The organism is Phytomonospora endophytica (genome assembly GCF_014202425.1).
Lineage (GTDB): Bacteria > Actinomycetota > Actinomycetes > Mycobacteriales > Micromonosporaceae > Phytomonospora > Phytomonospora endophytica.
In genome coordinates this window covers 142452-165928 of record NZ_JACHGT010000019.1, presented here as the reverse complement: position 1 = coordinate 165928, position 23477 = coordinate 142452, and the positions used below count along the sequence as shown (strand labels likewise).

Annotated in this window: 25 protein-coding genes and 1 pseudogene; 10 read left to right on the top strand and 16 right to left on the bottom strand. The window is 69.9% G+C overall.

Annotated features, from left to right (window positions below; genetic code table 11):
* Nucleotides 1-31: 31 nt before the first annotated feature.
* Both HNR73_RS41280 and folP read right to left on the bottom strand, forming a co-directional pair.
* On the bottom strand, nucleotides 32-331 hold the full coding sequence (locus tag HNR73_RS41280; protein WP_184792098.1) for a pentapeptide repeat-containing protein: 300 nt from the start codon (nucleotides 329-331) through the stop codon (nucleotides 32-34).
* A 419-nt stretch (nucleotides 332-750) separates the two neighbouring features.
* On the bottom strand, nucleotides 751-1542 hold the full coding sequence (gene folP, locus HNR73_RS34085; RefSeq protein ID WP_184792166.1) for a dihydropteroate synthase: 792 nt from the start codon (nucleotides 1540-1542) through the stop codon (nucleotides 751-753).
* A 144-nt stretch (nucleotides 1543-1686) separates the two neighbouring features.
* Here folP and HNR73_RS34080 point away from each other — a divergent pair.
* Nucleotides 1687-2157 (top strand): annotated as a pseudogene (locus tag HNR73_RS34080) (aldo/keto reductase); the annotation flags it as partial.
* A 51-nt stretch (nucleotides 2158-2208) separates the two neighbouring features.
* On the opposite strand, the gene HNR73_RS34075 reads toward HNR73_RS34080, so the two are convergent.
* The 10 genes from HNR73_RS34075 to HNR73_RS34030 all read right to left on the bottom strand — a co-directional run bounded on the left by HNR73_RS34075 (nucleotide 2209) and on the right by HNR73_RS34030 (nucleotide 9583).
* Entirely contained in the window at nucleotides 2209-3483 is a 1275-nt protein-coding gene (locus tag HNR73_RS34075; protein WP_203687046.1) for a peptidoglycan DD-metalloendopeptidase family protein, read from the bottom strand.
* Nucleotides 3484-3573: 90 nt separating this feature from the next.
* Complete coding sequence (locus tag HNR73_RS34070) at nucleotides 3574-5142, bottom strand: polyamine aminopropyltransferase (RefSeq protein WP_184792164.1); 1569 nt, start codon at nucleotides 5140-5142, stop codon at nucleotides 3574-3576.
* 50 nt (nucleotides 5143-5192) lie between these two features.
* Nucleotides 5193-5618 carry a DUF350 domain-containing protein gene (locus HNR73_RS34065; protein ID WP_184792092.1) on the bottom strand — a complete coding sequence of 142 codons (426 nt, stop codon included), beginning with the start codon at nucleotides 5616-5618 and terminating at the stop codon, nucleotides 5193-5195.
* Nucleotides 5619-5655: 37 nt separating this feature from the next.
* The gene (locus HNR73_RS34060) at nucleotides 5656-6117 is read right to left on the bottom strand and encodes a DUF4247 domain-containing protein (protein ID WP_184792090.1); all 462 of its coding nucleotides are present in this window, start codon (nucleotides 6115-6117) and stop codon (nucleotides 5656-5658) included.
* Entirely contained in the window at nucleotides 6114-6641 is a 528-nt protein-coding gene (locus HNR73_RS34055; RefSeq protein WP_184792088.1) for a DUF2617 family protein, read from the bottom strand. The genes HNR73_RS34060 and HNR73_RS34055 overlap by 4 nt, the downstream gene beginning before the upstream one ends.
* The gene (locus tag HNR73_RS34050; protein ID WP_184792086.1) at nucleotides 6641-7264 is read right to left on the bottom strand and encodes a DUF4178 domain-containing protein; all 624 of its coding nucleotides are present in this window, start codon (nucleotides 7262-7264) and stop codon (nucleotides 6641-6643) included. The genes HNR73_RS34055 and HNR73_RS34050 overlap by 1 nt, the downstream gene beginning before the upstream one ends.
* 51 nt (nucleotides 7265-7315) lie before the next feature.
* The gene (locus tag HNR73_RS34045; RefSeq protein WP_184792084.1) at nucleotides 7316-7840 is read right to left on the bottom strand and encodes a hypothetical protein; all 525 of its coding nucleotides are present in this window, start codon (nucleotides 7838-7840) and stop codon (nucleotides 7316-7318) included.
* Nucleotides 7841-7932: 92 nt separating this feature from the next.
* Nucleotides 7933-8490 (bottom strand): hypothetical protein, encoded by a 558-nt coding sequence (locus HNR73_RS34040; RefSeq protein WP_184792081.1) that lies wholly within the window; start codon nucleotides 8488-8490, stop codon nucleotides 7933-7935.
* 45 nt (nucleotides 8491-8535) lie between these two features.
* Nucleotides 8536-9057, bottom strand: coding sequence for a hypothetical protein (locus HNR73_RS34035; protein ID WP_184792079.1), 522 nt, complete (start codon nucleotides 9055-9057; stop codon nucleotides 8536-8538).
* Between the two features lie 16 nt (nucleotides 9058-9073).
* The gene (locus tag HNR73_RS34030; protein WP_184792077.1) at nucleotides 9074-9583 is read right to left on the bottom strand and encodes a hypothetical protein; all 510 of its coding nucleotides are present in this window, start codon (nucleotides 9581-9583) and stop codon (nucleotides 9074-9076) included.
* A gap of 144 nt (nucleotides 9584-9727) precedes the next feature.
* Here HNR73_RS34030 and clpB point away from each other — a divergent pair, with 144 nt between their 5' ends.
* From clpB to HNR73_RS34000, 6 genes are all read left to right on the top strand, one after another.
* Nucleotides 9728-12328, top strand: a complete 2601-nt coding sequence (gene clpB / locus HNR73_RS34025) for an ATP-dependent chaperone ClpB (RefSeq protein WP_184792075.1) — start codon at nucleotides 9728-9730, stop codon at nucleotides 12326-12328.
* 81 nt (nucleotides 12329-12409) lie between these two features.
* On the top strand, nucleotides 12410-13201 hold the full coding sequence (locus HNR73_RS34020) for a hypothetical protein (RefSeq protein ID WP_184792073.1): 792 nt from the start codon (nucleotides 12410-12412) through the stop codon (nucleotides 13199-13201).
* A gap of 72 nt (nucleotides 13202-13273) precedes the next feature.
* Nucleotides 13274-13918, top strand: coding sequence for a hypothetical protein (locus HNR73_RS34015; protein WP_184792071.1), 645 nt, complete (start codon nucleotides 13274-13276; stop codon nucleotides 13916-13918).
* 44 nt (nucleotides 13919-13962) lie between these two features.
* Entirely contained in the window at nucleotides 13963-14763 is an 801-nt protein-coding gene (locus HNR73_RS34010; protein ID WP_184792069.1) for an SDR family NAD(P)-dependent oxidoreductase, read from the top strand.
* Nucleotides 14760-15185: a RidA family protein gene (locus tag HNR73_RS34005; protein WP_184792067.1), complete on the top strand. Its 426-nt coding sequence runs from the start codon at nucleotides 14760-14762 to the stop codon at nucleotides 15183-15185. The genes HNR73_RS34010 and HNR73_RS34005 overlap by 4 nt, the downstream gene beginning before the upstream one ends.
* A gap of 47 nt (nucleotides 15186-15232) precedes the next feature.
* Entirely contained in the window at nucleotides 15233-16024 is a 792-nt protein-coding gene (locus HNR73_RS34000; RefSeq protein WP_184792065.1) for an SAM-dependent methyltransferase, read from the top strand.
* On the opposite strand, the gene HNR73_RS33995 is transcribed toward HNR73_RS34000, so the two are convergent.
* Entirely contained in the window at nucleotides 16021-16644 is a 624-nt protein-coding gene (locus HNR73_RS33995; protein ID WP_184792063.1) for a hypothetical protein, read from the bottom strand. The two genes, HNR73_RS34000 and HNR73_RS33995, sit on opposite strands and share 4 nt — an antisense overlap.
* Before the next feature lie 77 nt (nucleotides 16645-16721).
* Nucleotides 16722-17513, bottom strand: coding sequence for a PaaX family transcriptional regulator (locus HNR73_RS33990; RefSeq protein ID WP_184792061.1), 792 nt, complete (start codon nucleotides 17511-17513; stop codon nucleotides 16722-16724).
* Nucleotides 17514-17645: 132 nt separating this feature from the next.
* Here HNR73_RS33990 and HNR73_RS33985 point away from each other — a divergent pair, with 132 nt between their 5' ends.
* From HNR73_RS33985 to HNR73_RS33975, 3 genes are all read left to right on the top strand, one after another.
* Entirely contained in the window at nucleotides 17646-19223 is a 1578-nt protein-coding gene (locus tag HNR73_RS33985; RefSeq protein WP_184792059.1) for an AMP-binding protein, read from the top strand.
* Between the two features lie 1359 nt (nucleotides 19224-20582).
* A complete protein-coding gene (locus tag HNR73_RS33980) occupies nucleotides 20583-21011 on the top strand; it encodes a hypothetical protein (RefSeq protein ID WP_184792057.1) in 429 nt (142 codons plus the stop codon).
* A gap of 10 nt (nucleotides 21012-21021) precedes the next feature.
* Nucleotides 21022-22071, top strand: coding sequence for a hypothetical protein (locus tag HNR73_RS33975; protein WP_184792055.1), 1050 nt, complete (start codon nucleotides 21022-21024; stop codon nucleotides 22069-22071).
* A 43-nt stretch (nucleotides 22072-22114) separates the two neighbouring features.
* Here the strand turns inward: HNR73_RS33975 and HNR73_RS33970 are convergent, their stop codons facing one another.
* Together HNR73_RS33970 and HNR73_RS33965 are read right to left on the bottom strand one after the other, a co-directional pair.
* A complete protein-coding gene (locus HNR73_RS33970; RefSeq protein WP_184792054.1) occupies nucleotides 22115-22888 on the bottom strand; it encodes a hypothetical protein in 774 nt (257 codons plus the stop codon).
* Nucleotides 22885-23445, bottom strand: a complete 561-nt coding sequence (locus HNR73_RS33965) for a hypothetical protein (protein ID WP_184792052.1) — start codon at nucleotides 23443-23445, stop codon at nucleotides 22885-22887. Before HNR73_RS33965 ends, HNR73_RS33970 begins: the two co-directional genes overlap by 4 nt.
* Nucleotides 23446-23477: the final 32 nt, after the last annotated feature.

The window sequence follows — 23477 nt, the reverse complement described above, 5'->3', positions numbered from 1 at the left end:
CCCCCGCTGTCTCGGCACAACCCGCACGTGCCTAACCCTCGCTGTCTTGCCACAACCCGCACGTGCGCAACGCCCGCCATCTCGGCACTTTCCCGCGCTCGCCCGGACCTGCTGTCTCGGCACTCCCTGCGTTCGCCGTCCCTGCGTTCGCCGTCCCTGCGTTCGCCGTCCCTGCGTTCGCCGTCCCTGCGTTCGCCGTCCCTGCGTTCGCCGTCCCTGCGTTCGCCGTGTGTCCTGTCGCTGACCGAGACCACCCCTGCGTCAGGGCGTGCGGGTGGTGTTGACCTCGCGGTGTGTTCCCGCGTTCGCGGGGAAGCCATACCCACCACACGACCCGCAACCCTTAGGGACCAGCCCCTGGGGTCGCGCGCAGCGCGACACACCCCAGGGCATCTACCTGTGTCTCCGTCGCTTCGGCCATTGATTGGACGACATGAAGGTTCTGGGGCTGTCAAGGGCGCTCTTTCCCTTGACTGTCCCAGGTTCTTCATGTGCCCTTGAAAAGGCCGAAAAAGACGGAGACACGCATGTGCCGAACCACCCCAGCCCCACAACCCCGGCCACCCAACCAAAGACCGCTAAGGCACCCCCAGTCTCCCGAGCGAGGCCGGGGGTCAAGGGGGCGAAGCCCCTTTGCGGGGTCCGGGGCAGAGCCCCGGCAACGCACCCGATCTCAAGGACGCAGGGGCCTCGGTGGAGCGGGTGAACCCGCAACCCCCCCACCACAGCAGCGGAACGGCACCACCCCCCTCACCCCACCGTCGCCCCCCAAACCCTCGCCGCATCCACGTTCCCGCGCACATCGTGCACCCGCACACCCCACGCCCCGGCGGCCAACGCCAGCACCGTCGTCGCCAACGTCGCCGCCTCCCGCTCGCCCACCGGTCGCGGGCGCCCCTCGTCGTCGGCGAGCAGCGTCCCCAGGTACGACTTCCGCGACGACGCGAACAGCACCGGCCACCCCATCGCCACGAGCACGTCCAGTCGTGCGGACAGAGCCCAGTTGTGCTCCGGCCGTTTCGCGAAGCCCAGTCCCGGGTCGATCGCGATCTTCGAGGCGTCGACTCCCGCGGCCAGGGCCGCGTCGACGCGTGCGGCGAGTTCGTCGCGGACGTCGGTCACGACGTCGTCGTAGCGCGCCAGATCCGCCATGCGGTCGGCGTGGCCACGCCAGTGCATGAGGATCCAGGGACAGTCGGCGTCCCGGACGACTTTGGCCATGTCGGGGTCGGCGAGGCCGCCGGAGACGTCGTTGACGCCGAGGGCTCCGGCGGCGAGCGCGGCTTCGGCGACGGCCGCCCGCGTCGTGTCGACGGTCATCGGGACGTCCAGGGCGGCGAGTTCGGCGATGACGGGCACGACGCGCGCGATCTCGGTCTTCGCGTCGACGCGTGCGGCTCCGGGCCTGGTCGACTCACCGCCGACGTCGATGAGGTCGGCGCCTTCGTCGCGCATGCGGACGGCGTGCGCGACGGCGTCGCCGAGGTCGGCGTAGCGTCCGCCGTCGGAGAAGGAATCGGGCGTCACGTTGAGGACGCCCATGATCACCGGCCGGTCCGGCCGCGGCAGTTCACCCACGGCGACACGGTACTCGCCGGGCGGGTTCGGACGGTGGCGAGGGCGCCGGCCTCGGTGTCGGCGATGAGGGCGGCGAGGGAGGTCCGCATGCGGGTCAGTTCGCCGATCCTCCATCCCTACGCGGACGGCCTCGTCGTCGCCACGAAGGTCGGCGTCACCCGGCCTTCGCCCGGTGAGTGGGTGCCGCTGGGCCGTCCCGAGTACCTGCGGCGGCTCAAGGTCGAGCGGATCGGCCTGCTCCAGTTGCACCGCGTCGACCCGCAGGTGCCCTTCGCCGACCAGATCGGCGCCTTGAGGCAGCTGCTCGGCGCGGGCGGCGTCGCCCACATCGGACTGTCCGAAGTGGATGTCGTGCGGCTCAAGGCCGCCGCCGCTCCCGACGGCCCGATCGCCGCCGTGGCGGTGGAACTGGGCATCACTCCGGCTCAGGCGTCCCTCGCGTGGCTGCTGCGGCGTTCGCCGGTGATCCTGCCGATCCCCGGGACGCGCCCGGTGGCCCATCTCGCGGAGAACGTGGCGGCGGGCGAGGTCGCGCTCACCGACGGGCAGTTCGCGCGGCTGTCGGCGGTCGGGGCCTGAGCGCGGACGCGAGGGCTCCCGGAGCGACGCCGGGAGCCCTCTCCGTACGAATCAGAGCACGAAGCGGAAGGTGCCCCAGCCGTGCCCGATCTTCACCGGTGGGGCCAGGCCGCTGCCGCTGTGCGGGTAGTAGAAGAGGCCCCCACCGGAGTCGACGCCCAGCACGTCGGCGTGCCCGTCGCCACTCCAGTCCGAGGCGATGACGTGCTTGAACGTGCCCCAGCCATGGCCGATCTTCACCGGCGACGCCAGGGCACTGCCGCTGTGCGGGTAGTACAGCAGGTTCCCGCTCGCGTCGACACCGAGGACGTCGGCTTTGCCGTCGCCACTCCAATCCGACGACATCACCTGCTTGAACCCGCTCCAGCCGTGCCCGATTTTCACGGGCGAGGCCAGGCCGCTGCCGCTGTGCGGGTAGTACAGCAGGTTCCCGCTCGCGTCGACACCGAGGACGTCGGCTTTGCCGTCGCCACTCCAGTCGGCGGCCATGACGTGCTTGAACCCGCCCCAGCCGTGCCCGATTTTCACGGGCGAGGCCAGGCCGTTGCCGCTGTGCGGGTAGTAGAAGAGGCCCCCACCGGAGTCGACACCGAGGACGTCGGCTTTGCCGTCACCGCTCCAGTCGGCGGCCATGACGTGCTTGAACCCGCCCCAGCCGTGCCCGATCTTCACCGGTGAGGCCAGACCGCTGCCGCTGTGCGGGTAGTACAGCAGGTTCCCGCTCGCATCGACCCCGAGCACGTCGGACTTCCCGTCACCGCTCCAGTCCGACACGCGCTCCATGTCGGCGCCGGACGACCCGCCGTTCCGGCTCACCGGCGCGTACCCGGTCGGGTAGCTGGTGCCCGTCTCGACGGAGTTCGGGATCTCGCGGCTGAGCTGGGAGTCGCAGTAGACGATGTTCCAGTGCAGGTGCGGGCCGGTGGCGTTGCCGGTGGCGCCCGACGACGCGATCCGCTGCCCCTGCGAGACCCACGCGCCCGCGGCGACGTTGAAGCCGCTCAAGTGCGCGTACTGGCTGCATCTGTTGCCGCCGTGGTCGATCAGCACCATGTTGCCGCCGCCGTTCGACCAGGACGCGAAGTAGACCGTCCCGGCCGCCGAGGCGAGGATCGGCGTGCCCGACGGCGTGGCGAAGTCCACGGCGTGGCGGTTGTAGGCGTCGTTGTGCGAGTAGGGGTTACCGGGGGTCTGCGTGATCGTGTAGGCCGACCCGGCGGGGTACGGCAGTTTGAACGGCGCGGCGGCGTGCGCCGGACTCGTCGGCGCGACGGCGGCGAGTCCGGCCGCGAGCACGGCGCAGAGCACTGCGAGGGATCGGCGCATGGGCGCACTCCAGGGGTGTGGGAACGAGGGCGCACCGACGGTCGCGCGCCCGGCGCCCGGCGTCATCGGTCGATCGACCGGTGCCCGGCGTCAGTAGTCCCGCCACTCGCCTTGCGCGTACTCCAGGATCACCGGGTTCATCAGCGTCGACGCCTCCAGCTCCAGCGGCGGCCGGTCCAGCGGGAACGCCGTTGAGGCCTCCAGGAGCCGCTGGTCCATGAACTTCAGGCCCGGTGGCGGATCCATCGTCAGTGTCGGCGGCGTGTCCCCGGGCACGGCGAGGAAGTAGCCCCAGTCGCCGAAGGACGGGACGTCCACGTGGTACGGGACCGTCGCCAGTCCCGCCTCCTTCATCGTCTCGGCGATGCACCAGTAGGCCTTCGGCGCGAAGTACGGCGAACCCGACTGCACGACCATCCGCCCGCCGGGTGCCAGGACGCTGCCGACGAGGCCGTAGAACTCCACCGAGTAGAGCTTGGCGGTGGCGGTCTCGTCGGGGTCGGGCATGTCGACGACGATCGCGTCGTAGGTGCCGGCCGACTCGCGCAGCCAGCTGAAGGCGTCGGCGTTGACGACGGTGACGCGCGGATCGTCCAGCGAGTGTCCATTGAGGACACTGAGCCGCTCGTCGGTGCGTGCCAGGTCGGTCATCGCCGGATCGAGCTCGACGAGCGTCACCGTCCGCACGTCGGGGTACTTCAGGATCTCGCGGACGGCGAGCCCGTCGCCGCCGCCGAGCACGAGCACGTCGCCGCGACTCCCGGCGAGCACCGGATGCACCAGCGACTCGTGGTACCGGTACTCGTCGACCGAGGAGAACTGGAGGTCCCCGTTGAGGAACAGCCGGAAGTCCGACGAGCCCTCCCAGGAGAACTCCTCGGTCATCACGATCTCCTGATACCGCGTCTGCTGCGCGTAGACGACCGGGTCGCGGTACATCGCCTGCCGCGCGCTGGCCTCGAAGGAGCTGGAGAACACGAAGGCACCGGCCAGGATCACCGCCACGGCACCCGACGCGAGCCCCAGCCCGATCCGGGCGCGGACCCCGAGATCCTTACGGAACAAGGTGAACACCAGGATCGTCCCGGCCACCGCGTTGACCGCGCCGACCACCAGCGCGCCCCTGATCTGCCCGAACACCGGCAGCAGCAGGAACGGGAAGGCCAGCCCGCCGAGGAGCGCGCCGACGTAGTCGGCGGCGAACAGGTCGGCGACCGCGCTGCCCGCGTCCTGCTTGCGGATGCGCTGGAGCAGCACCATCAGCAGCGGGATCTCGGCACCGATCAGGCCGCCGACGATCAGCGCCACACCGACCATCGCGAAGGTGTACAGGTGCAGCCACGCGAAGGCCGCGTACAGGCCGAGCACCGACAGCCCGCCCAGCAGCGCCAGCAGCAGCTCGATCAGCGCGAAGGACACCGCGGCCTTGCGCTGCAGGGGTTTCGCGGCGAGCGCCCCGATCCCCATCGCGAAGACCATGACACCCAGCACGATCGAGGCCTGCGCCGCGGTGTTCCCGATCAGGTAGCTGCCCAGCGCGACCAGCGCGAGTTCGTAGACCAGACCGCAGGCCGCGCAGATGAACACGACCAGGAGCAGGGCCACGCGGGAGAGCCGGCCGGCGCGCACCGGGGGCGCCTCGGCTCCAGACGTGCCGATGGCCGCCTCCTCGTCAGAGGAGACGGCCGCTTCGGCGGTGTTCCGCGAGGTCAAGACAACGCCGCTGCGATGACCGCGCCGACGGCGATGTGCACGGCGGCCGACACCCACACCGCTGGATGCGGTTCGGCGTCGACGAGGATCGTGCCGAGCTTGCCGGGGGTCAGCAGGTCGAGGACGAGGAACGCGACGGCCATGACGATCAGCCCGACCACGCCGTAGGCGAAGGAGTACAGCAGGCCCTGGGCGAGCTTCCCCTCACTGGCGACGATCGCGGCCACGACGATGATGCCGACACCGAGAATGTTGGAGGCCACCAGGATGGACGCGTTGCGGTTGCGCTGCATCCAGATGAGCTCGTGGAGCTTGCCGGGCGTGATGGCGTCGACGAGGAGATAGCCGAGGGCCATCAGGACGATCCCGACGCCGCTGTAGGCCAGCGACGCGACGGTCTCCTCGGCCAGCGTGCGAAACATGGTCTGCCTTTCGGAAGTTAGGGACTGGGCCTGCGCGTCACTTGCCGCCGCCGCCGGAACCGCCGCCGCGACCCCAGCCGCCGCCGGGCGGGCTGGACGACCACCAGCCGCCGACGAAGACGTAGTAGTGGCGGTGCACGCGGTCATAGTCGTCGGCCATGATCTTGGTGCCCCCGTTGTAGGGGAACATCGCCACGATGTCGTCGCTGTACTGGAACCAGATCGAACCGTCCGAACCGGTCTTGCGGTCGACCGGCTTGGACTGGGCGGCGATCTCGTTCGCCACGACGTCCGGCGTCTTCGTGGTGGTGAAGGCGTCGATCTCGTCCTCGTCGAGCTGCGGGGCACGGGTGTAGGTGCGCTCGATGAAGTCGTCGGGCGACTGGTTGGCGCTCGCCGAGATGGCGCAGGCGGCGATGATGCCGCCGACGATGGCGATGATGACGACGAACCAGATGATCTTCTTCGTATTGGATCCGGCGCCGACTGCCGACGTCATCTCGGGTCCCCTTCTGTCTGGGCGGTCACGGTCGTCCGGGTGACGACCAGTTGACCGGTTTGCGGGTAGGCGTGCCAGGTACGCCAGACCACGCGGGCGTGGCCGGGCTCCACGAGCAGCGCCGTGATGGCGTTGTCGTCACCGGGGAAGACACCTACCAGGCCGTACGGGCTGCGCGCAACCCCTTGCCGCAGCGTGCTGACGACGTCACCGAAATCCCCGGTGGGCGGGGACTCGACGAAGACGCCGAAACGGTAGTGCATTCCCGCAACTCGCGTCTCCACCATGGGGGGCAGGCTGGGGGTGCGGTCGGTGAGGCACGCCAGGGTCTCGGTGAGCGTGCCTTCGGGCGTGCGCAGCACGACCTGGTGGCTCGCGCCGAGCAGGCGCAGGGTCAGCTCGCCGCCGTCGAAGACGCCGGCGAGTTCGCGCGTCTCCAGGGCGGGCAGTTCGGGCAGGTCGAGGGCGAAGCTCAACTGGCCGGGGGCGGTGTCGGCGTAGGGGACCGATAGTTCGGCGTGCACTACGCGGCGAAGATGGTGACGTCGTAGCGGCTGAGCACTTCGCCGCGGGCGCACTCCCACTTGCCGGTCTCGCCGAAGTCCTCGAAGGAGAGGCGTGTGCCGTCGCCGGCCCGGTAGTCGTGGTAGCGCATCGTGCCGTTCGGGTGGAGGCCCGTGGTGCCCTCGCCGGTGAACTGCGCGCGGCCGTGCTCGTGGCTGGTGTAGACGCGGCCGTCGAGGTGCAGGTCGCGGGGGCCGGGGGCGACGGTGACGTCGCGCAGCTCGTCCCACAGGACCAGTTCGATGTCGGGGTCCTCCTCGACCGACAGCCAGCGGCGGCGGCCGGTGCCGGTGTCGAGCAGCTGCTCGGTCCAGGAGTAGCCGCCCTCGGTGAGGCGGAGGGTGCCGCGGACGGCGAAGTTCTCGCCGCGGACGTCGACCATGTCGCCGGCCTTGATGCGACGAGGGTCACCCCGCAGCGAGTCGGTGTCGGCGCTGGAGAAGGGGTCGCGGGGGCGGTTGGCCTCCCACGCGGCCTTCCGCGCCTGCTTCTTGGCGGCGTTCCGGGCCAGCAGAACCACCACGAGTCCGGCGATGGCCACCAAAGCGACCAGGACGATCAGTGCAACGAGGAGTCCATCCACGTCATCCACGGTAGCGGGTCCCGCCAAGCCGGTTGATCAGCCGAATGTGTCCTACCACTGGCCGGGCGCGCTGGGGCGGGGTCCGCTGACGAGGGTGAGGTTCGCACGGAACCACCTGGTGACGGCCGGTTGCCACAGGTAGACGATCGCGGCGATCAGCGCGACGCACGCCAGGCCCGAGCACAGGCCGCTGACGACGGCGAGGGAGTCGCGCAGGGCGTCGGGGTCCTCGACGTTCTGGTAGGTGAGCCCGGCGAAGCCGACGAAACTCGTGCAGCACAGGAATCCCGGCATGGGCGCGACACCGGCCGCGCTGACCATGACCCGGCCGTCGCCGAGGCCTTTGCGGACGCGGAAGGCGCCGATCGGGAGCATCACGAGGGCGGCGGCCAGGACGAGCATGTTCCCGACGGCCACGACCGCGGCCCCGGTGCCGTCGTCACCGGGCTGGGCCCGGACGACGGCGAAGAGCACGATGACGAAGGTGACGAGGTGGACCAGCGTCGCGCCCCAGCCGATCGCGACGGCCACGAGCGCGCGGGGAACCGCGCGGGGTCGGTCGTAGGGGTCTTCCACGGTGGCCTGCCAGGGAATCCGAAGGGGTGGGCTCGGCTCGACGGTAACCCACGGGCGCACGCCTGGACGTGCGGTTCGAAGCGGTCGGTGGGCTAGTACCCGTACGGGGACTGCGGCGGGTACTGCGGTGTGGTGTACCCGTACTGCTGCATTGGCGGCTTGAGCCACTGGCCGACGGCGCGGCGGCCGAGGAAGACCATCCCGGTGACGAGGGCGATGAGGCCGAGGAAGGACCCGACGACGGCGAGGAGGAACATCCACTGCGGCGGGTAGTTGTCCCAGTCCTCCTGCGCGCCCATGACCGTGACGAGGAGCCCGCCGCCGCCGCAGCTGAGCATCGTCATGATGGAGATGCCGCCGACGACCCAGATGAGGATCCGGCCGCCGCCGATGCGGCGGAGGATGAGCACCGCGCCGAGCATGAGCAGCAGGACCGACAGTCCGCCCCAGCCGGTGTACCCGATCAGGAAGCCCCGGGCACCGTCGTCGACGGCCGCGTCGGTGCCGCCGTCGGGGTCATAGGTGAAGGTCAGGACGGCCGAGAAGGTGGACACCAGCAGGCCGAGGCAGGTCACGCCGATCGCGGCCGCGCCCTTGGTGGCTTCCGCGGGCCGCTCGTCGGGGACCTGGGCGGGGACGGGTTGATACATGCCGGTTCACACCAATGCTCGTTCGGGGACCGCTCCAGGGTACGGCTAGCGGTACGGGTGATGGAACGGGACGAGGACGCCGAACCAGGTCCGGGCCTCGCGGTTGTTGAGGAAGATCAGGCCCGTGACGGCGGCGGCGACGCCGGTCACGGCACCGGTGGCGCCCAGGAACGCCGCCCAGTTCGGGGCGCTCGGACCATGCCGCACGATCACCATCACGACGCTCCCGGCGCTGGAGATCGTGCAGGCGCCGAGGACGAACAGGGTGGCCGCGCCGGCGATGTTGAACATGATCCGCCCGGCGTTGCGGCGGCGCCCCATGACGACCGCCGCGTGCGTCAGCACGCAACCGGCGGGCGCGGCCAGGACCGTGAAGAACCCGACGGCGATGAACCCGCCGCCCTCGGCCATCGCCGGTGGCGTGTCCGGTCCCGGGCTGACGGCCATGCCGACGGCCGCGATCATCGCGAGGAGATGGCCGATCGCCGCCGTGACGGCGGCGCGGGTCCCGATTACCACCGACGACGACCGCCGGACAGGAGCCAAGGCGTACTGGGGCGGGTGCACGCGCGGATCCTCACGTTCAGCGGTACTGCGGGGCGGGGTAGTACATGACCGGCGGCGGTTTGAGCCATTCGCGGGTGGAGCGGCGGCCGTAGTAGACCAGGCCGGTGATCGCGGCGGCGACGCCGAGGACGGCGCCGGTCATCCCGATCGCGGCCATCCACATCGGCGGATGCTCCCGGGCGGCCTCCTCCAGCCGCTGGATCTCCGCCCCGGCGATGCCGTTGTAGACGCCGCAGGCGAGATGGTTGATCAGCCCGATGACGCCCACGACGTAGAACAGGACCCGCCCGGCGTGGCGGCGGCGCAGGGTCAGCAGGGCCGCGAGGAGCAGCAGCACCGCCGAGACGACGCCCCAGCTGACGAAGAACACCCCCGCGCCGACGGAAGGGGCGTCGTCGCCGTCGGTCCAGGTCGTGAAGGACACCGTGCCCGCGGTGACGACCAGCTGGGCGACGGCGGTGACCATGGCGGCGTAGGCCCCGCGCGTGGCGCTGGCGGGACGCTCGGCCGGGAGCAGCGGATGCATGGCGGGCGTCCTTGTCCTCGGAGGTGGCGCAGTCTATCCAGGCGACGCATCCCGCGCGCGAATCACACCCCCGACCCCTCGCGCCGAAAAGTTGAGCGGGATAGACTCAACTTCGCCAAACGCAAGCCCGGACAGGGGGAAGTCTTGAACGTCGACCGGTTGACCACGAAGAGCCGCGAGGCCATCTCCGCCGCCGTGCACTCGGCCGGACAGCGGGGCCACGGCACCGTCGAGCCCTGGCACCTTTTCACCGCCCTCCTCGACCTCCAGGGATCGACCGCCGTCGCCCTGCTGCGCGCGACCGGAGCCGACACCACGGCCCTCGCCCGCCAGGCCGAGCAGGCGCTCACCCGCATGCCCAGCGCCAAAGGCTCCAGCATGGGCGAACCGTCCATGGCCCGCGAACTGCTCAACGTCCTCAACACCGCCGAACAGCTCGCGTCCTCCCAAGGCGACGAGTACACCTCGACCGAGCACCTCCTCGTCGGACTCGCGCAGGTCGGCGGCGCCGTCGGCGCGGCCCTCAACAGCGCCGGCGCCACCCCGAAGGCCCTCGTCGACGCCTTCCCGACCGTCCGCGGCGGCGACCGCAAGGTCACCAGCGCCGACCCCGAAGAGCAGTACAAGGCCCTGGAGAAGTACGGCGTCGACCTGACCTCCGCCGCCCGCGACGGCAAGGTCGACCCCGTCATCGGCCGCGACACCGAGATCCGCCGCGTCATCCAGGTCCTGTCCCGCCGCACCAAGAACAACCCCGTCCTGATCGGCGAGCCCGGCGTCGGCAAGACCGCCATCGTCGAAGGTCTCGCCCAGCGCGTCGTCGCCGGGGACGTGCCCGAGACCCTCCGCGACCGCCGCGTCGTGTCCCTCGACCTCGGCGCGATGGTCGCCGGAGCGCAGTACCGCGGCCAGTTCGAGGAGCGGCTGAAGTCGGTCCTTGAGGAGATCAAGAACAGCGACGGGAAGGTCATCACCTTCCTCGACGAACTGCACACCATGGTCGGCGCCGGCAAGACCGAGGGCGCGATGGACGCCTCGAACATGCTCAAGCCGATGCTCGCGCGCGGCGAACTGCGCATGGTCGGCGCCACGACCCTCGACGAGTACCGCAAGCACATCGAGACCGACGCCGCCCTCGAACGCCGCTTCCAGCCCATCATGGTCGGCGAGCCCTCGACCGCCGACGCCGTCGGCATCCTCCGCGGCCTCAAGGAACGCTACGAGGTGCACCACGGCGTCCGCATCACCGACACCGCGCTCGTCGCGGCGGTGACCATGTCGGACCGCTACATCACCGACCGCTTCCTCCCCGACAAGGCCATCGACCTCATTGACGAGGCCGCGTCCCGGCTGCGCATGGAGATCGACTCGCGGCCGGTCGAGGTCGACGAGATCGAACGGGCCGTGCGGCGCCTGGAGATCGAGGAGATGGCGCTGTCTAAAGAGGACGACGCCGCCTCGAAGCAGCGCCTTGAGTCGCTGCGCCGGGAGCTCGCCGACCGGCGTGAGGAGCTGACGGCGCTGTCGGAGCGCTGGAACAACGAGAAGCAGCACATCACCGCGATCTCCGACATCAAGGAGGAGCTGGAGACCCTGCGCAGCGTCGCCGACCGCGCCGAACGCGACGGCGAGCTGGCGAAGGCCTCGGAGCTGCGGTACGGGAAGATCCCCTCTCTGGAGCAGGACCTGACCGACGCGGAGGCCGAGCTCGCCGCGCTCCAGGCCAACGGCGCCATGCTCAACGAGGAGGTCGGTCCCGACGACATCGCCGGGGTGGTCTCGTCGTGGACGGGCATCCCCGCCGGGCGGCTCCTCGAAGGCGAGACCGCGAAGCTGCTGCGCATGGAGGAGGAGCTGGGGCGTCGCGTCGTCGGGCAGAAGACGGCCGTGACGGCCGTGTCGGACGCCGTGCGCCGGGCCCGCGCGGGCCTGTCGGACCCCGACCGCCCGACCGGTTCCTTCCTGTTCCTCGGCCCGACCGGTGTCGGCAAGACCGAGCTGGCCAAGGCCCTCGCGGAGTTCCTCTTCGACGACGAGCGCGCCATCGTGCGCATCGACATGAGCGAGTACGGGGAGCGGCACTCGGTGGCGCGGCTCGTCGGCGCGCCTCCCGGTTACGTCGGGTACGAGGAGGGCGGTCAGCTCACCGAGGCCGTCCGCCGCCGCCCGTACTCGGTGGTCCTCCTCGACGAGGTCGAGAAGGCGCACCCGGCGGTCTTCGACGTGCTGCTCCAGGTCCTCGACGACGGCCGCCTCACCGACGGGCAGGGCCGCACCGTCGACTTCCGCAACACGATCCTCATCCTCACCTCGAACCTCGGTTCGGCCTCGATCGCCGACCCGACGCTGTCGCCCGACGCCCGCCGCGAGGCGGCCCTGGCGGCGGTCCGGTCGAGTTTCAAGCCGGAGTTCTTGAACCGCCTCGACGACATCGTCATCTTCGACGCGCTGACCCTCGCCGAGCTGGCCTCGATCGTCGACGTGCAGATCGCCGCGCTGGGCCGGCGCCTCGCCGACCGGCGGCTGACGCTCGACGTGACCCCGGAGGCCCGTGAGTGGCTGGCGCGTAACGGTTTCGACACGGTTTACGGGGCCCGGCCGCTGCGCCGTCTCGTGCAGACCACGATCGGCGACAGCCTCGCCAGGCGTCTCCTGGCCGGTGACGTGCGCGACGGCGACACGGTGACGGTCGGCGTGGACGAGGACGCGACACATCTGACCGTCGCGTTAGGGACCACCACGTAAAGGACATTGTGCCCGGTGAGGGGCGGCGTGGCCCGCCGCTCATCGGGTGCGAAGGTCGCACCGGACGGCTAGAGTGCGGCCATGTACTACCAAGGACAGGCTCCGGCGGAACGCGAGCGCCCCGGCGTGCTGATGGCCGGCGTGATGACCGTGTTCGGCACGGTCGCGCTGACGCTCGGCACGACGATGGCGCTGGTCTTGTCGTACCAGTGGGTCACCGTGAAGATGGCGGCCGAGACCTATTCCAGCTCCAACCAGGACTTCGCCGACCTGCTCCGCTCGAACATGATCATCGTGATCGCGTTCTACGCGGTGATCAGCATCGTGCTCGCCGTCGGCGCCATCCTGACCATGCGGCAGCAGAACGCCGGCCGGATCCTGGTGTGGGTCGGCGGCGGCGTCCTGTCGGTGGTCAACCTCTGCTGCGGGTTGTCCTTCGCGGCGATCGTGACGATGGTCAGCGACATCGCCGCCCAGTCGTCGAGCTACGACGGGAGTCCCGCGCCGGACGCGCCGACCACCGAGTTGTGGATGGCCACGATCTTCACGTTCACCGCCGTCGTCGCCGCGATCGTGGCGATGATCCTGCTGGCGCAGCGCTCCGTCGGGCTGTGGATCAAGGGGAACCCGCAGGTCGCGCCGGGTGGTTTCGCCGTGCCGATGGCGGGGACGCCGATGCCGGGCAGTCCGGTGGCCTACCCGCAGCCGCCGCAGCCCTACCAGGCTCCGCCGCCGCAGCAGCAGTACCCGCCGCAGTACGGGCCGGGTTCGTACGGGGACCAGTACGGTCCGGGGCAGCAGCCCTACAACGGCGGCGACCAGTACGGTCCGGGCAACCCGACCTCCGGTCCGCCGAACCAGCCCGGCTGGTGACCCCACCCCGAGGGTGAGGGGATCCCCCACGCTGGGGAGGGCGTGCCGGTCGCCGCGGCCGAACATGGCCGTATGACCACTCTTCTTCGCCGCACCCCCGGACCCGCCGTCGCCTGGTGGGGTTTCGGTGTCGCCGCCTTCTACGCCATCGCCGTCCGCTTCTATCAGGCGGCGGGCGGCGAGATCGGCATGGCCGGGGAGATGTTGCCCGAGCACGCGGCGGGCGCGGGGATGGCGAGCTATCTCGCCGGCCTGCTGATCCTGCTCGGGGGCGTCGCCTGCCTGTACCTCGGGCTGCCGGAGGTACGGCGGATCCCGCGCTGGTTCCCCGTCGGCGGCGGTCGCGAGATCCCGGGGGTGCTGCTGCGGCCGCTGTGCCTGACGCCGGTCCTGGTGGGCGCGGTCTTCGCCGTCGCGCACGCGTTCGTCGGGACGACCACGAAGGCGGCCGCGCTCCTCGGCGTCATGGAGATCCCCTACCCGGACGTGTGGGCGTGGATCGACGAGGACGCGACGGCCTGGTGGGACCTGGCCTTCTACGAGCCGTGCTTCTTGCTGCTCGGGGTGTTCCTGCACCTGTCGGCGGTCCGCTACCTGCGCGCCACCGGTCGCGAAGCGGTCGCGCGGTGGACGACGGTGGTGTCGGCGGTGTGCGCGGTGGGCTTCGCCGCCGTCGGGATCTGGATGGTCGCCTCGGACAAGGTCCTCGTCCTGTAGATCTTGTGGCCCCACGCCCGGCGTGGACTCAATAGAGTGGCGGCATGTCAGTCGACCCGACAGTCCCATACCGGCCCGGTGACGTCCATCCCGACTCGCGTACCTGTGTGGTCACCGGCGCCGGGCGCGGCATCGGCCGCGAGATCGCCCTGCGGCTCTCCCGCGCCGGGCACCGCGTGGCGCTCGTCGCCCGCAGCGAGGAGCAGCTGCGGGAGGTCGCCGACCTGTGCCCGAACCCGGCGCTGACGATCCCGGTCGACGTCACCGACCCGCAGGCCGCCGAGACGATCTTCCAGGTCACCGAGCGCTGGGCCGGGCAGGTCGAGATCCTCGTGGCCAACGCGGGTTCGGCGACCTCGGCGCCGATCGCGAAGGTCACCGACGCCGACTGGCAGGCCTCCCTCGACCTGAACCTGACGGCGCCGTTCCGGTGCGTCCGGCGGGCCGTGCCGAACATGACGGCCGTCGGTTTCGGCCGGATCGTGGTCGTCGCGTCGGTCGCGTCGAAACGCGGGGAGCCCTACGTCGCGGCCTACACCGCCGCCAAGCACGGCGTGCTCGGCCTCGTCCGGTCCGCCGCGGCCGAACTGGCCGGGAAGGGCGTCACCGTCAACGCGGTCTGCCCGGCCTATGTGGACACTCCGATGACCGACGGCGCCGTCGACATCATCGTCGCCAAGACCGGCATGTCGCCCGCCGACGCCCGGGCCCACCTGGAGAACGTGCAGCCGATCGGGCGCCTCATCACCACCGAGGAGGTCGCCGACGCCGTCATGTTCTGCGTGGACAACGCGGCCGTCAACGGCCAGGGCATCAACGTCGACGGAGGGGCGATCCAAGGATGAGCAGCCTGCGACGCGTCAATCCGGCGCACCTGGCCGCGCCCAAGGGCTTCAGCCACGCCGTCGTCGCCGAAGCCGGCGGCACGCCGGTCTACCTGGCGGGCCAGACCGGCATGGCACCCGACGGGTCCATTGTGGACGGCGGGATCGTCGCCCAGTTCCGCCAGGCCCTGAGCAACCTCCTGGCCGCGCTGGAAGCCGCCGGCGGCACCCCCGCCGACCTGGCCCAGCTGCGCATCTACATCGTCGACATGGACGCCTACCGCGCCGCCGCGCGCGAGATCGGTGCCGTGTGGCGCGAACTCGCCGGCACCGAATACCCGGCGATGGCCGGGATCGGTGTGGCGCGACTGTGGGACGTGGAGGCCCTCGTCGAAGTCGAAGGGGTCGCGGTGGTGGCCGGGTCCCACCCGAAATCCGCTTGAGTCTCACCGCGGATCGGGCAGGCTCCGGTCAACGAAACGGAGACCCCATGCCCGACCCGCTCTCCCGCACCTACAGCCCCGAGACCTGGAACGTCTACGACCGGCTCGACGTCTCCCTCGACCCCGGCGGACCCGACACGCTCCTCGACCTCGCCGCCGAATACCTCACCGGCACCCCGCGGATCCTCGACGCGGGCTGCCGCGACGCCGCCCACCTCATCGAACTCGTCACCCGCCACGACGCGACCGGCGTCGCCGCCGACCCCGTCGCCGTCCACATCGGATGGGCGCGCGAGAAAGTCGCCGAAGCCGGCCTGTCACAGCAAATCGAGATCTTCCACGGCCTCGCCGAGGACCTCCCGCGTCCCGCCGCGGGCTTCGACCTGATCTGGTGCCGCGACGTCCTCGAACAGGTCGCCGACCTCGACGCCTTCACCCGCGCGCTCGCCCGGCTGCTCGCCCCCGGCGGCCGCGTCATCGCCTACACCAGCGTCGTCACCGAACTCCTGGAACCCGGCGAGGCCGCGATGCTGCGCCACCACATGGGCAACGTGCACGAGAACCTCCACGAACCGAGACTCCTCGACGCCTTCACCGCGGCGGGTCTCACCGTCGAGCGCCGCGTCTCCATCGGCACCGAATGGCGCGAATGGGCCGAGGAACGCACGCGACCGGTCTCGGAGTCGCTCCTGCGGCTGTCCCGGCTCCGCCGGCGACGAGAGGAGATCATCGCCGAACACGGCCTGGAGATCTACCTGCACGCCGAGGCGAACCTGCACTGGCTGCCCTACCAGTTCCTCGGCAAACTCGAAGCGGTCGTCTACGTCCTGCGCGGCTAGCGCTGTTCGTCCACCTCGTAGATCCGTTGCGGCAGTTGCTCTTCGGCCCAGTCGGCGTCGGCCTCCAGGTCGAGCCAGAGCTGACTGCGCGGCCCGCCCGCGTCGTCGAGACCCGACATCGCGATCGTGAACACGCCCGACAGGACATGGAAACTGTCGTCGGGCGAACGCACGCCGAGTCCGAAGGGGACGGCGATCGCGGCCCGGGTGAGGGTCAGCTGGTCGCCGTCGCCGGTGCGGCTCCCGCCGGTGAGGTGACGGGGTTCGTCGATGACCTTCATCCACTCGACCTCGGCGCCCTCGACCTGGTCGCCGAGCATTCCGGCAAGGCCGAAACGGACGGTCGCGGCGGGGTCGTCACCGAGCCAGCCGAGCCAGGAGTCCGGGGAGACGAGGCGGGTGAAGTCGTCGGCGGGCGTGCCGGCGCGGGGATTGGTCTCGAACTCGCCGGTGAGGCGGCCCTCCTCGTCGACCTTCCAGGTGCCCAGGATCGCTTCGGCGGGAATGTAACCGTCGGGATCCCCTTCGAACTCCGGGTCGATCTCGGCGACGACCCCGCCGGGATTCTCGGCGGCCTCGGCGACGAGTTCGGGGGACGGGTCGAAATCGGGCTGCGGCATCAAGGCTCCAGATCCGTCGTATGGGGAGATGGCCGGATCTTATGTCAGCGCGTGGATGAGGCGGCGCTCCGGCGCGCTCAACCGAGGACGCCGTCGACGTGCCGCGCGGCGGGTCCGCCGAGGCGTCGGCGCAGCTCGTCGAACATGGCCGTGGCCCTCGTGGCGGGCCAGTCCGGTGGCAGGAGGGCGATCGGGAGACCGGGGTCGAGGAAGGGGAGACGACGCCAGTCGTTGACGGCACGGACCCAGCGGGCGAAGGCCTCGGCGGGGGCGGCGCCGGGTTCCTCGGCGCGCCATCCGTGGACGGTGATCCAGTCGATGTACATCCGGTGGAGGGCCTTGAGGTCCCACCAGCGCGCGACCTCGTCGGCGAGGGGCGCGGTGCCGAGGTGGTCGGCGCGGAAGAGGGAGACATAGCCGTCGAGGCCGTGCCGTCGCAGGGTTTCGGCGGCGGCGCCGGCGACGTGGGCGGGGGCGATCCAGACGCCGGAGGTGGCGACGCCGAAGCCGAGCCAGGTCAGTTTCGCGCGCAGGGTGTGCCGTTTGGTGCGCTGGGACTCCGGGACGGAGAAGACGCACAGGACCCAGCCGTCCTCGACGGTGCTGTCGAGGCGGCCGAAGATGCGCCGGTCGCCTTCTTCGAGCAGCGCGCGGCCCCAGTCGGTGAGGGCGTACCCCGCCGACTCGCCGACGCGCGCGGGAGCGACCAGCCCACGCCGCTTGAGTCGCGACACCGCCGAACGGACGGCCGGTTCGTCGACGCCGAGGGCGGCCATGAGACGGATCAGGCCGGCCACCGGAAGGGCACCGCCGGACTCGCGCGCGTACAGGCCGTAGACGGTGACGATCAGGGAGCGAGGAGTCGCCATCTCGCACACATTAGCGGCAGTTTCGCCAACAGTGCAGGTGACGGTTCGTTTCACCGCCCCAAATGTGGGCCGGGCCGTGGATACTGCTCGATACGAGACACCGCACCACTGATGACCCAGTGGAGGGTTGCCATGTCAATGACGCCATCGGCACACGTCGACACGTTCGCGCGGGACAACCTCCCGCCCGTCGAGCAGTGGCCGCTCATGCCCTACGACCTGCCGGAGCTGGGCTATCCCGACCGGCTCAACTGCGCCGTCGCCCTGCTCGACGCGACCATCGCGCGCCTCGGGCCGGACAGACCGTGCATCATCAGCCCGCGGGAGAACTGGACCTACGGCGAGCTGCTGGCCAACGCCAACCGCGTGGCCAACGTACTGGTCAACGACCTCGGCGTCGTCCCCGGAAACCGTGTGCTGCTCAGGGGACCGAACAACGCCTACCTGGTCGCCTGCTGGTTCGCCGTGCTGAAGGCCGGAGCCGTCGCCGTCACCACCATGCCGCTGCTGAAAGAGAACGAACTGCGCACCATCGGCGACATCGCGAAAGTCGATCTGTCCCTGGTGGACGACCGTTTCGCCGCCGACCTGCTGTCCGCCGACGTCTCCGCCGTGCACACCTTCGAAGAACTCCGCGACCGCGCCACGACCTCATCGCCGCTGTTCGCCGACGTCGACACCGCCGCCGACGACGTCGCCCTCCTCGCCTTCACCAGCGGCACCACCGGAAGACCCAAGGCGACCATGCACTTCCACCGCGACGTCATGGCCAACGCCGACACCTTCTCCCGCCACATCCTCAAACCGACGGCCGACGACGTCTTCGCGGGATCACCACCCCTCGGGTTCACCTTCGGACTCGGCATGGAAGTCGTGTTCCCCATGCACGTCGGCGCCGCCACATTGCTGCTGGAGAAGGGGACACCGGACCTGCTGCTGCCGGCGCTCGCCGAGCACAAGGTGACCGTGATGGCCACCGCCCCCACCGCCTACCGCGCCATGCTGACGCAGAGCGAGGTCGACGTGAAGCTCCCGTCGCTGCGCCGCTGCGTGTCGGCGGGCGAGCCCCTCCCCGAACCCACCTGGCACGACTGGAGGAGCGCCACCGGCGTCTCCCTGATCGACGGAATCGGTGCCACCGAGATGCTGCACATCTTCATCTCCGCCGCCGACACCGACATCCGCCCCGGCTCGACGGGACGACCCGTGCCCGGCTTCACCGCACAGATCGTCGACGACGACGGCGACGCACTCCCCGACGGCGAACTCGGCAGACTCGCCGTACGCGGCCCCACGGGCTGCCGCTACCTCGCCGACGACAGGCAGACGGAGTACGTCAAGAACGGCTGGAACCTCACCGGAGACGTCTACGCCAGGGATGAGGACGGCTATTACTGGTACCACTCCCGCAGCGACGACATGATCATCTCGGCGGGTTACAACATCTCCGGCGCGGAGGTCGAATGGGTCCTGCTGTCGCACCCCGACGTGGCGGAATGCGCCGTCGTCGGCATACCCGACGCCGAGCGGACGATGACGGTGAAGGCGTACGTGGTCGTACGCGCGGGAGCCGAGGCCCCGGCACCCGACGACCTGATCAACCACTGCCGCGACCGCATCGCGGTGTACAAGCGGCCACGGGAAGTCGAGTTCGTCGAGGCGCTGCCGAGGACGTCGACGGGGAAGGTGCAGCGGTTTCGGTTGAGGTGAGGGTGGCGTTGGGTCAGGGTGGAGATCGCCGAGATGTGTGGTGGATCGACTGTTGCGGGTTTACCCGCTCTCCACCGAGACGTCTGTTTCTTTGGGTGCGGGGTGCGTTGCCGGGGCTCTGCCCCGGACCCCGCAAGGGGCTTCGCCCCCTTGACCCCCGGCCTCGCTCGGGAGACGGGGAAGAACCATCAACCTTCCAGGTCTTGACCAGGCTGCGGCAGGCCTGTGGCTGGGGCGTGTCGCGGGGTCCGCGCTCATCAAGGTGGCTGGCACACGTTGTGTCTCCGTCTTTTTCGGCCGGTCAAGGGGACACGAAGAACCTGGGGCAGTCAAGGGAAAGAGCGCCCTTGACAGCCCCAGAACCTTCGTGTTGCACCAATCCCTGGCCGAAGCGACGGAGACACACGCAAGACGTTCGAGGGGTCCGATCGCGCTACGCGCGAAAGGCGAGCGCTCCGCCAATGCCTTGCCATGCCGTACATGGCGCGAACATTGTGACCTGTGCCATACTCTGGCATCGACCGTGATCAATGCGGCACGGCCGGTGATCATCGATTCCGCGATCAGGGAGAAACCGTGAAGTTACTCAAATCCGCAAGTGACGCAATGCTCGGCCTGCTCGTTCCCAAGACCAAGGCGGGAGCATGCTGCACCGATCAGGGCAAGTGTAAGGACGTCGCCTGCAATATCCATTCACACAAGCGCTGTTGCCTCAACTGCAACTGCGTGTGGATGTGCAGCGCCTGCGTCCTCAATTAGGCGCAGATTCCACAGTCGTACGCGTTCCGAGCAAGCGCGACATGAAGCGAAGATCCGCCCGATGCGGCCATGGGAGCACGGCAACCCGGCACCTCCCCAGGTCGCGCGCAGCGCGACACACCCCCCGCCACCACTAACCTGTGTCTCCGTCGCTTCGGCCATTGATTGGACGACATGAAGCGTTCTGCCGGGGTCAAGGGCGCTCTTTCCCTTGACCCCGGCAGGTTCTTCATGTGCCCTTGAAAAGGCCGATAAGACGGAGACAGGTTGTGCCAAACAACCTCAGCCCGCGCCCCGGCCACCCAACCAAAGACCGCTAAGGCACCCCCCGTCTCCCGAGCGAGGCCGGGGGTCAAGGGGGCGAAGCCCCTTGCGGGGTCCGGGGCAGAGCCCCGGCAACGCCCCCGATCTCAAAGACGCAGGGGTCCCGGTGGAGCGGGTGAACCGCAACCCAAAGAAACAGACCCCTCGCCGCAGCGGGCGAACCCGCACCCAAAGAAACACCCCCCACCGCAAGAACACCACCCCCTTGCACCCCCCCACTACACTCCCCCCACCGCCCTGGGGAGGCGCGCACGCACCCCTGAAAGGAAAGCCGTCATGCCACTTTCAGGCCCCGCGCTCGGCGTCAAGCTGGCCGACCTCCGGAAAGCCGGCCTCGTCTATCTGCCGCACATGGCATCCACCTACATCCACGTCAACGGCAAGCTCGCCGAGACCTCGGGCGCGGGCGACGCCTTGTCGCGTTCGGCGTTGGTCGGTCCCGGTGTCGAGGGCACCGGGTTCGGTGACTTCTACGGTCCTTGGCTGGAGTTGCGCAACACCGTCCAGACGATCATGGCGAACACGGCCAACAATCTGGAGAAGGCGGGTTCGACTCTCGTCCACATCTGCGACGTCTACGCCCAGGAGGACACGGCGGCGGGTGGCGCGATGAACACGGCGTGGGGCGGTGGTCCGCTCGATCCCAATGATCCCGACGGCAGCAAGCCCTTGACCGAACCGCTGCCCGAACCGAAGTTGCCGTAGGGGGCTCGCCATGGCGCATCCGACCGAAGGCCAACTGCGCGACCTCGGCCAGCGTGTCCTGGACACGCTGGTGCGCATGACCATCAAGCAGTCCGAGTCCCTTGTGGAGGCACGTAAACGCCAGCTCGGCGAGGACTACCCGGACTACAAGCCGGGCCAGCCCGGCTCGGTGAACCCGCCGATGAAGTCCGGTGAGGAGATGTGGCTCCAGGAGATCAAGCCCTGGATCGAGAAGAACTACGCCTGGATCCCCGACACCTTCGCCAAGTACGCCAAGCCGGACGAGGCGCAGTTCGACGGCCACATCGCCGCGCTCGTCAACGGCCAGACCTTTCTCAAACCCGACTTGAAGACGGCGGGCGAGAAGTGGACGAAGTGGCTCGACCCCACCGTGGTCAAGGGTCCCGGCAAGACGGTCTTCGACCAGGTCGGGATCGTCAACAGTTTCGTTGACGACTGGCACGGGACGGCGGCCGACTCCTTCCACGAGAACTACCTGGCGTCCTTCGGGACCTCGATCGGTTACCAGCACGACCTCATGTTCACGCTGGCCGCGACTCTTCAGGCCGGTCAGGAGATCTACAAGCGCATGGGCGTCGACATCGTCGACATCGGCGAGAAGACCATCCAGGTCCTCGAAACCGCCGACGACAAGGACATCAAGGGAACGGCGATCACCCTGTCGGTCCTCGGCGCGGTGGCCGGCATCGCCGCGGCGGTGGCGACCGGTGGCGCCTCGATCCTCCTGGCGGCGGTCGCGGCGACGGCGTCGACGGCCTCCGACATCGTCGGCGCGCAGGACCCGCCGCCGCCCCCGTCGACGGAGATCAAGGGCTCGACGACGCTGGAGATCATCGCCAGCATGACCGACGCGATCTCCAAGCTCAACCAGGGCGTCTACGACCAGGAGCACAAGATCGCGCGAGCGCTGGTCACCATCAACCAGACGGTTGGGAGCATGCGCGCCCAGATCGAGATCCCGCCTCCGGCGGACTTCAACCTGATGGCCAACGCCGACTACACCAACATCAAGGGCCCCGGCGGGGTCTACTACGAATGACGTCGGCGGGTGCGGTCCCTTGTGGACCGCACCCGGCCGCCCGTCAGATCAGGATCGGGACGTACACCTCGGTCGCGGCGGGCGCGGCCGACAGCGGCATCCCGTACTCCACACCGAATCCGCCCTTGGACTCTCCACTGGGGAGCGCCGACGGCTCGGGCGCCGTCGTGCCGCCGACGATCTTGCCGGCCTCGTCGCGGAACACCGCCGCCGCGCGGGTGCTCACCAGCTGCTCGGTGTAGCCCGAGGTGACGGTGAACATCAGCTGCTTCGGCGGGTGCGCGCGGTCGGTGGCGACGTCCCCGACGGTGATCGGCGCGAACTCCAGTGCCGTGTTGTCCTTCGCCCACCATTCGGCGGTGACGAGTTCGACGTCCATCTTCTCGGCCCCCTTTGCCACCGACAGGAACGTCGCGCCGAAGCCGACGCGCTCGCCGGGCAGGACGACCGTGACGCGACCGTCGAGGAAGGACCCCTCGGGCGCCATCACGTCCAGCCCGGACGCGTCGGTGAACCGCACCGACGCGGTGGTCTGGAAGGCGACGCGATCACTGGTGTTCTCCACGATCACCCCGTAGGAGAACACCTTGACGCCCTCTCTGGACTCGTGCGACCAGCCGCTGTCGACGACCCGCAGCGCCCCCGCCGCCGGTGCGGTCGCGTCCGGCTCGGCCGGCGCGGACAGCGGCAGGTCGCTCGGCGTATCCGATGTGGACGGTGACGCCGTCGGCGAGCCGTCCTTCGCGCAGCCCGCGAGCGCACCCACCCCGGCCGCCACGGCCAGCCCCAGCACGGCCCTGCGCCCCACGCCCGTCACGACGCCGCCTTCGGCAGCGGGTAGGCGTCGTTGAGCCAGTCGCGCATCCCCGGCGGCAGATCGAGCCGGAAGTGTTCGTCCTTGAGGACCATCACCTTGCGGTCGTGCTCGGCGAACACCCGCCGCAGCGCCGCCGTCGTCTCGGCGAGGAACTCGCCCTCCGGCAGCCGCTCCAGCGCCCCGGGCCTGATCGCGACCTTCCAGCGCAGGAACCCCTTCGTCGCCAGCCGCACCCAGCCGCCCGGCGACTCCGCCCGCACCTCGATCTCGGCGAGCCCCGCCCGATAGGCGCGGCCCGCCGGTGAGGGATCGTGTTCCTCACCGACCAGGAACGACACCCCGTCGGCCGTCGCGGCCTGCGTCAGCCCGCGCCGGAAACCCGTCCAGCACAGGGCCGCCAGTCCGGTCAGCTGCCGTTCGAGACCGGGCACGTCGTAGCGGGCGTAGGCACCCGGACGGAACTCCACCGACACCTCGTGTGGGTGTCTGATCGCGGCCCGGATCTGATTGTCGGGGGAGGTCACGCGAACCACGAGACCGTCCAGCGGCGAGGTCATGTCGCCCCCTTCGTTCCGAAGATCCCGCCAGG